At 66.7% G+C, this 7,260-nt stretch carries 2 protein-coding genes; both read right to left on the reverse strand.

Going from position 1 to position 7,260, the window contains the following annotated elements:
* The coding region (locus G7B67_RS12550; RefSeq protein ID WP_166212939.1) for a non-ribosomal peptide synthetase at positions 1-4,555 on the reverse strand (4,555 nt) is incomplete at its 3' end.
* Between the two features lie 2 nt (positions 4,556-4,557).
* Positions 4,558-7,260 (reverse strand): condensation domain-containing protein (locus G7B67_RS12555; protein ID WP_207780933.1); only part of this gene is annotated, 2,703 nt, incomplete at its 5' end.

Below are 7,260 nucleotides of genomic sequence, written 5' to 3' on the forward strand. Positions count from 1 at the left end.
CCGGCGTGCGCCCCACCTGCGCCTGGAACAGCTCATGGATCCGCGCCTGGTCCGGATACGCCACCGCGGTGGCGTTGAAATCATGCAGCAACTGCTGCCGCTCGCCCGCATCCAGCAGCGCCAGCGTCAGCTCGTAGCGCCCATCCGGATCGGCGGCCATGGCCTCCAGTACCGATGTGTAATAACCGGCGATTCGCCGCACCTGCCCATGGCCGAGCACGCCGGGATCGAAATGCAGTTCCAAGGCCAGGTCACCCGTGGCTGGATCCTGGCTGGCATTGAGCAGCAGCGAGAAGCTGGTCTGCTCCGAGGATTGGGTGGCGAGCAATTCGAAACCAGGGAGCTTCGCAACTGCTTCGAACACGTGGAAATGGACGAAATTGAACAGGATCTCCAGCTTCAGGCCGGCAGCCGCCTGGATCCGCGCAAGGGGATAGCGCCGGTGCGGCATCAGTTCGAGTTCCGACCTTGCGACCTCCCGCACCAGTTCGCGCCAGCTGCCACCTTCCAGTTCCGCCCTTAAGGGGACCGTATTGAGGAAGAGGCCGAGGGCACGGTCGCCATCGGTTTGCTCCATGCGACCATCGACGACCAGGCCTGTCGTCACGTCCGTGGTGGCACCGATCAGGGACAGCACGCGCAGGTGGGCGGCAAGCAGGACATTTTTCAACGATGTCCGCTGTTCGCGCGCCAGGCCCGCCAACGCTCCCGCCAATGGCGAGGCCAGCGGCACCCGCAAAGTCTCGGCCCGTCCCGCGGGCTGCCTGGTGCCTGTTTCGCCGTCGCGCGACAGCACGATGCCGCTGGCATCGCGCAACACGTCCTGCCAATAGGCCTTGGCGTCGGCATTGGCCAGGGTCGCAACTTCGTTTGCGATGAAATCCCGGAAGCTCGATCGCGGGGGTTCGATCGGCAAAACATCGGCGTGGGCGATACGCGCGCCGTAATCCAGCACGAGTTCAGTCATCAGTGAGGCTGCGCTCCAGCCGTCGAGGATGGCATGGTGGCGACTCAGCCCGAACTGGAAGCTGTCATCGCTCCGTAGCGCCACGCAAACGCGCAACAGGCCTGGTCGCGTCGAATCGAAGCCCTGCGCACGCTGTGCATCCAGCCATTGCCGTACCCGAAGCGATTGCTCGTCCTCGGAGAGTCCGCGCCAATCCTGGACCTGGAATTCCGCCTCGACATTCGAATGCACCAACTGCAACGGAATGTCATAGCCAGTCAACGCGAACGAGGTGCGCAGCACCGGATGGCGATCCACCGCCGCCTGCAGCGCCGCGCGCATCGCCGCCACGTCCAGTGCCGCGCGTACATGCAGGGAATCGACATCGACGTAAGCATGGGCACCGTCGTGGAAGGCACTATGGAACAGCATTCCCAACTGCAGCTGCGATGCCGGATAGGCATCCTCCAGGCCCTGCGGCAGGCGCTCGCGGTCCGTGGCGGCGAGCAGCCCGAAGGCTACGCTGTCTGGGGAACGTTGTGCATCCGCGTATTGCAGTTGCGCGGCCATTTCAGCCAGGGTCGAGCCGCCCATCACGCATTGCAGGGGCAAGTCCCGACCCTGCTGCTGCAGGCGCGCTCGCAGCTGGATCGCGCGGATCGAATCCCCGCCCAGCGCAAAGAAGCTGTCGTCGCGTCCGATGTGGTCGACCCGTAGTACGTCGGACCACATCCGTGCCAGCAGGAGCTCGTCAGCGGAGCTTGGCGGCTGGAATTCGGCATGGGCAGTGGCTCGATGGCGATGGGCCGCCAACAGCGCCTTGCGATCGAGTTTGCCGTTGGGAGTCAGCGGCAGTGTTTCCACCGTGACGATCGCACTTGGGACCATGTACGCAGGCAGCACCCGTTCCAGCTGTCGCTGCAACGAAACGGCGCCCGGGTGCGGCTGGCGGCTGCGAACGAAGGCAACCAGGCGCGCCGCGCCGCCAGCTTCGACGTCGCATGCAATCGCTGCATCCTCCACGCCGTCGCAAGCCCGTAGGCAGGCCTCGATCTCGCCGGGTTCGACGCGATGGCCGCGAAGCTTGATCTGTTCGTCGACGCGTCCCAGGAATTCCAGCACGCCGTCGCTGCGCCATCGACCGAGATCCCCGGATCGATACATCCGCGCGCCGTCGCCGGCGAAGGGATCGGGCAGGAACCGTTCGCTGGTCAGTTCCGGCTGGTTGAGGTAGCCACGTGCCACGCCGGCGCCACCGATGTGGATCTCGCCCGCGACGCCAGGCGGCAGCAACTGGCCGCGGGGGTCAAGCACGTAAAGCCGGGTATTGGCGATCGGCCGGCCGATCGGAACGCCGTCGGGATGCAACGCGTCGCCCGCGACTTCGTGGATGCTGCAGCCAACGACGGTTTCCGTCGGCCCGTATTCGTTGATCAGTCGCGTGCCCGGCGCGCGCTGGCGCCAGGAAGCCGCCGTGTCCCCGGCGAGCGCCTCGCCGCCGACGACGAAGCAGGCCGGCGCGCCAGGCAGTGCTCCTTCCCCCACCACGTGGCCAAGGGCTTCGAGGTGCGCCGGAGTGAGCTTGAAGAGGCAATGGCGTTGCCCACCCCGCAAGATGCGAGCGAGGCTTTCGATTTCCTGGCCTTCCGCGATCATTTCCAGGCAACCGCCGGTCATCAGCGGCGGGAAGAGGCTGGTGATCGTCGCATCGAAGCCGATCGCCGTATGCACGGGGGCGCCACTGCCCGTGCCCAGCGGGTAAGTCGCGCAGGCCCAATGCAGGTAATTGGTGAGTTGGCGATGTTCGATCTGCACGCCTTTTGGGCGACCCGTCGAACCGGACGTGTAGATGACGTAGGCCAGTCGGGTCGGGTCGTCAGGCGGGTCGAAATTGCCGGCATCCGATGCCGGGCCCGCGATCGGCTCTGCGTCGATCGCCAGGATCGCGGGTGCCGTTTCGACGCGCGATGCCAGCTCGCGGCGGGTGATCACCAGCGGCATCGCCGTGTCCCGGATCATGAAGTCGAGGCGGTCGACCGGCAGTTCCGGATCGAGGGGGACATAGGCGGCGCCCGACTTGGCGACGGCCAGCAATGCCACCACCAGGTCGATGCTGCGCGGCAGGCAGATCCCGACCGCAATTTCCGCTTTGGCACCCGCTTCGCGGAGGTGCCGCGCCAATCGGTTGGCGCGGTCATTCAAGTCTGCGTAGTCGATCTCGCCACTTGCATCGCGAACGGCCGGGCGGGTGGGCGTGAGCAGCGCCTGGCGCTCGAAACAGCGATGCAGTTCGCCGGCTTCCGATGGGACCACGTAAGGCGAGGCGTTGAAGTCCACCAGCAGTTGGCGCCTGCTGGCGGCATCGACCAATTGCAGATCACCGGCTGCATGCTCCGGTTGCGCCAGTGCATCCGTCATCAAGGTCCGCCACCAGGCGGCCAGGCGGGGCGCGAAATCATCCGGGAAGGCGCTTGGGTCCCAGGCAAAATCAGCGTGAGCGTGATCGCACCCCAGGGTCAGCGACAGCGCGAGTTTGAAATGCTCGCTTGGCGTCGTCGCCACGTTGATGGGCGCCAAGGCTCCCCGCAGGTCGTTGAACTGGAATCCGATCCCACCCGCAGCCTCGGACGGCAGGGTCGGATCGAAGAAGTCCTGCCAGGCGTCGGCTTCATCGAGCGCACGCGCCGTACACGAAACCAATGTGGCGAAGCTGGCGCCCATGTCGACATCCGCGTCGGACGGCAGCCAGCGGCAGAGGGGGCCCACGGTCTGCGCCAGTTCCGGTCGACGGCGGCCGTCGCGCGCCACCCGAACCCGAAGCGAGTCCTGTGCGCACAGGCGCGCCAGCAACAAACGCCAGCCGGCCAACCACACCGCCTCCTCGTCCACGCCCAGTCGCGCAGCGAGGGTTACGGCGTGCTGCACGGTGGCCGCGTCGATCGCTGCCCGGTGCCCCTGCACTGGCGCGCGCGATCGGGCTACGCGCTCCTCCGGCAACTGTGCGGGCAGCGGCGTGCCATAACGCTGCCACACCTGCCGCGCCTGGCCGGACGCTTCGTCCTGCAAACGCTCGTTGAGCCAGTCGGACAGATCGACGTACTGCAACAATCCGGTACCGTCGTCCGCACGTGCGCGGCTATCCCTGCAGTAGCCGGCGATCTCGTCGGCCAGCACGGCCAGTCCGCCCTGATCGGCGCACAGCAGGTGGACGCCCAGGAACAACTGCACGCCCACGGGCGTCGGCCTGACGCCATGGCACAGCGGCGGCGCGTTCGCCGGCTCGGTTCGGGACGCGAGCATGGCCAGGACCTCCATCGTCCCCATGCGCGCCGGCAGCCCGGTGGCCGGCAATCTTTCCGGCGTCGCCTCCGGTCGCACCGATTGCAACGGCTGGACCATGCCGGGCAAGGAGACGAACGCCGTGCGCAGCACTTCATGACGCGCCACGCTCCACGCCACCGCGGCGTCGGCAAGGCCGGCATCGACGCCGGCCAGGTCGATCGCGATCCAGGCGCGCTGGGGGAGCAGCATCGACTGCGCCAGCGACCATAACCTGGCCTGTTGCGGCGACAGGGGAAAGCCTTCGATGGAAGAACCCGTCCCATCCATTCCTAATGCTCCAAGGGCGCATGACTGGCGCCGGCCATGCCTACGACGATGCGACGGGGGCCGGAGAAAGACTGGCGACCGTGCGTGCACAACATGTTGTCGACCAGCAGTACGTCACCAACGCGCCAGGGCTCGGCGCGGGTATGGGTCGAGTAAACGGTCCGGATCTCCGCCAGGGCGTCATCCTCGATCGGTGAGCCATCGCCATAGAACGCATTGCGGGGCACGCCATCAGGGCCAAAGGTTCCCAGGAGCTGCTGCGCCAGGTCCGGCGCCAGTGCCGACAGGTGGAACAAATGCGCCTGGTTGAACCACACCGGCTCACCGGTGACCGGATGCTGGCGGACCGCCGGACAGACATTGCGGGTTCGCAAGCCTCCGTCCGGTTGCCATTCGGCGAGGATTCCGGCGGCGGCGCAGTAACGCTCCACTTCGCCACGATCGTGGGTCTGGAAGGCTTCCTCCCACCCCAGGTCGACGCCGTGCCCGAAGTTGCGCACGTACATCACGCCTCGTTCGGCGAAGCGCGCGCGCAACTTGGGATCCAGCGAGCGGTACACACGCCGGCTGTCGGCGAGCGGCGTCGCACCGCCTGCCGTGGGTGCCACCACGCAATGGAAGGCCAACCGCAGCGGCCAGCTCAAGGCGTAGGCATTTTCGTTGTGCTGTGGGATGGACTCGCAGGCCGGGTACTCGGTGGAGGTGTAGACCGCGGCCGAAACCTGCGAGCGCGGCGTGGACCGGAAGGAATAGCGCAAGGGTTGTCCAAGGCGTCCCACCAATGAATCGAAGCTCTCGACCCCGGTGCCACGGAACCCGCGCAGGAGCACGGCGCCATGGGTGAGCAGCAACTGCTCGATGCGCACCCTCTCGGCGTCGTACCAGCCAAGCAGGTCGAGCGCTCCTTCGCCGGCGTCGAGCAGGCGTGCAAGGCCCTCCTCGCCGAAAAGCGCGGATTCGCGCACGAGCATCCCGGACGACAGCACCAGGGGGCGGCGCCGAGGTGCCGTCGGTGGCGCGATGGGTGCAGCCTCGCCTGCCACCGGTGGATGGCGTGCCAGTGCAAGCGCCGCCAGGCTCGAGCGGGCGTCGTCGGCGATCCGTGCCTGCACGGTCCTGCGCCTGCAGTGTGCGGCCGCGGTCAACTCCGAAACCCGCTGCGATGGCGTGGAAGCCGCGGCGTGCAATACCGCCATCACGTCCTGCAGCAATGCCTCGGCAGTGGCGACGTCGAACAACACGGTGTTGTACGTCAGGTCCAACCGCAGGCCGTCTGCGGATTCCTGCGCGGTGAGCATTACGTCGTACTTGGCGACCGTTATCGCATCGTCGGTAATCCGCAACTGCAGGGACGAGTTCGCCCCGGACGCCCCGGGCGTTGCGGGAACGTAGTTGAGCCACGCCTGGAAAAGCGGCGTCAGCGCCGGGTTCGGCGCCAACCCCAGCGCATGGACCCTGGTTTGGAATGGCAGGTCGGCATGTTCGTGCGCGTCGAGGGTCGCGCCCCGGACGCGTTCGAGCAGCACGGCGAACGTCGGATCGGCGGACAGGTCGTTGCGGACGACCAGCGTGTTGACGAAAAATCCGATCAGCGGCTCGAACTCGCTGCGCGCACGTCGCGCCAGAGGCGCGCCGATGGTGATGTCGGTCTGCGCCGAACGATCGTGCAGCGCCACTGCAAACGCCGCCATCAGCACCATGAACGGCGTCGCCGCGGAATGCTGCGCTACCAGGCGCAACGCTGCGAACGCTGACGTGTCCAACCATGCGCGCCGGGTCGCACCGTTGAAGTTGCGTCGCGGCGTACGCGCATGATCGGGTTTCAGGTCCAACGTCGCCGGCAGCGGATCCATCTGTCGCGTCCAGCGTTGCAGTCGCTCCTGCAGCCTGGAGGGTGCAAGCTGGGAATGCTCCCAACGGGCGTAGTCGGCGTACTGCCAATGGAGTACGGGCAGCGACGGCGCGCGACCTTCGACGCGGGCGGCATGCAATTCCTGCACTTCAGCCAGGGCGATCTGAATCGACTCGGCATCGGCGGCAATGTGATGCACGACGATCAACAGGTCATGTTGCAGCGGGCCGCGCCGGATCAGCGCCGTACGCATCAGCGGGCCGTGCTCCAGGTCGATAGGTGTGTGCCGATGGTTGCGCTTGGCTTCGGCGATTGCCGCCTCGCCTACCGCGTCCAGTAGCGGCAGCTCCAACACGCCTGCAGGTTGCACGCGTTGCCAGAGTCGCCCATCTTCGAAGTGGAAGGTTGTTCGCAGGACGGCATGGCGGCGCACGAGATCAGCGAACGCTTCTCGAAGTACGTCCGGGTCCAGCTCGCCATCGATACGTATGGTGGCCGCAATCGTGTTCGCTTCGCTTCCGCCATCGAGCTGATGCAGCATCCATGCCGCTTCCTGTACGGATGACGTTGGAATCGCGATGCCTTCGGCTACGGGCGGCGGTAGTGCAAGGGCACCGCCCTCGGCGGCCGCCAGCAGGCTGCAGTATTCGGCCAGTGTCGGCGCTTCGAACACTGCCCGCAGTGGCAACTGGCTTCCGGTCGCCTCGCAGATGCGGCCGTGTGCACGCATCGCCAGCAGCGAGTGCCCGCCGAGGTCGAAGAAGTTGTCCTCGGCGCCGACGGCGTCCAACCCGAGCAGTTCGCACCACAGCGCGGCCACCTGGCATTCGATGGCCCCGGCGGGCGCGCGCGA

It is taken from the genome of Cognatiluteimonas telluris, assembly GCF_011320095.1.
In the GTDB taxonomy this organism is placed as follows: domain Bacteria; phylum Pseudomonadota; class Gammaproteobacteria; order Xanthomonadales; family Xanthomonadaceae; genus Cognatiluteimonas; species Cognatiluteimonas telluris.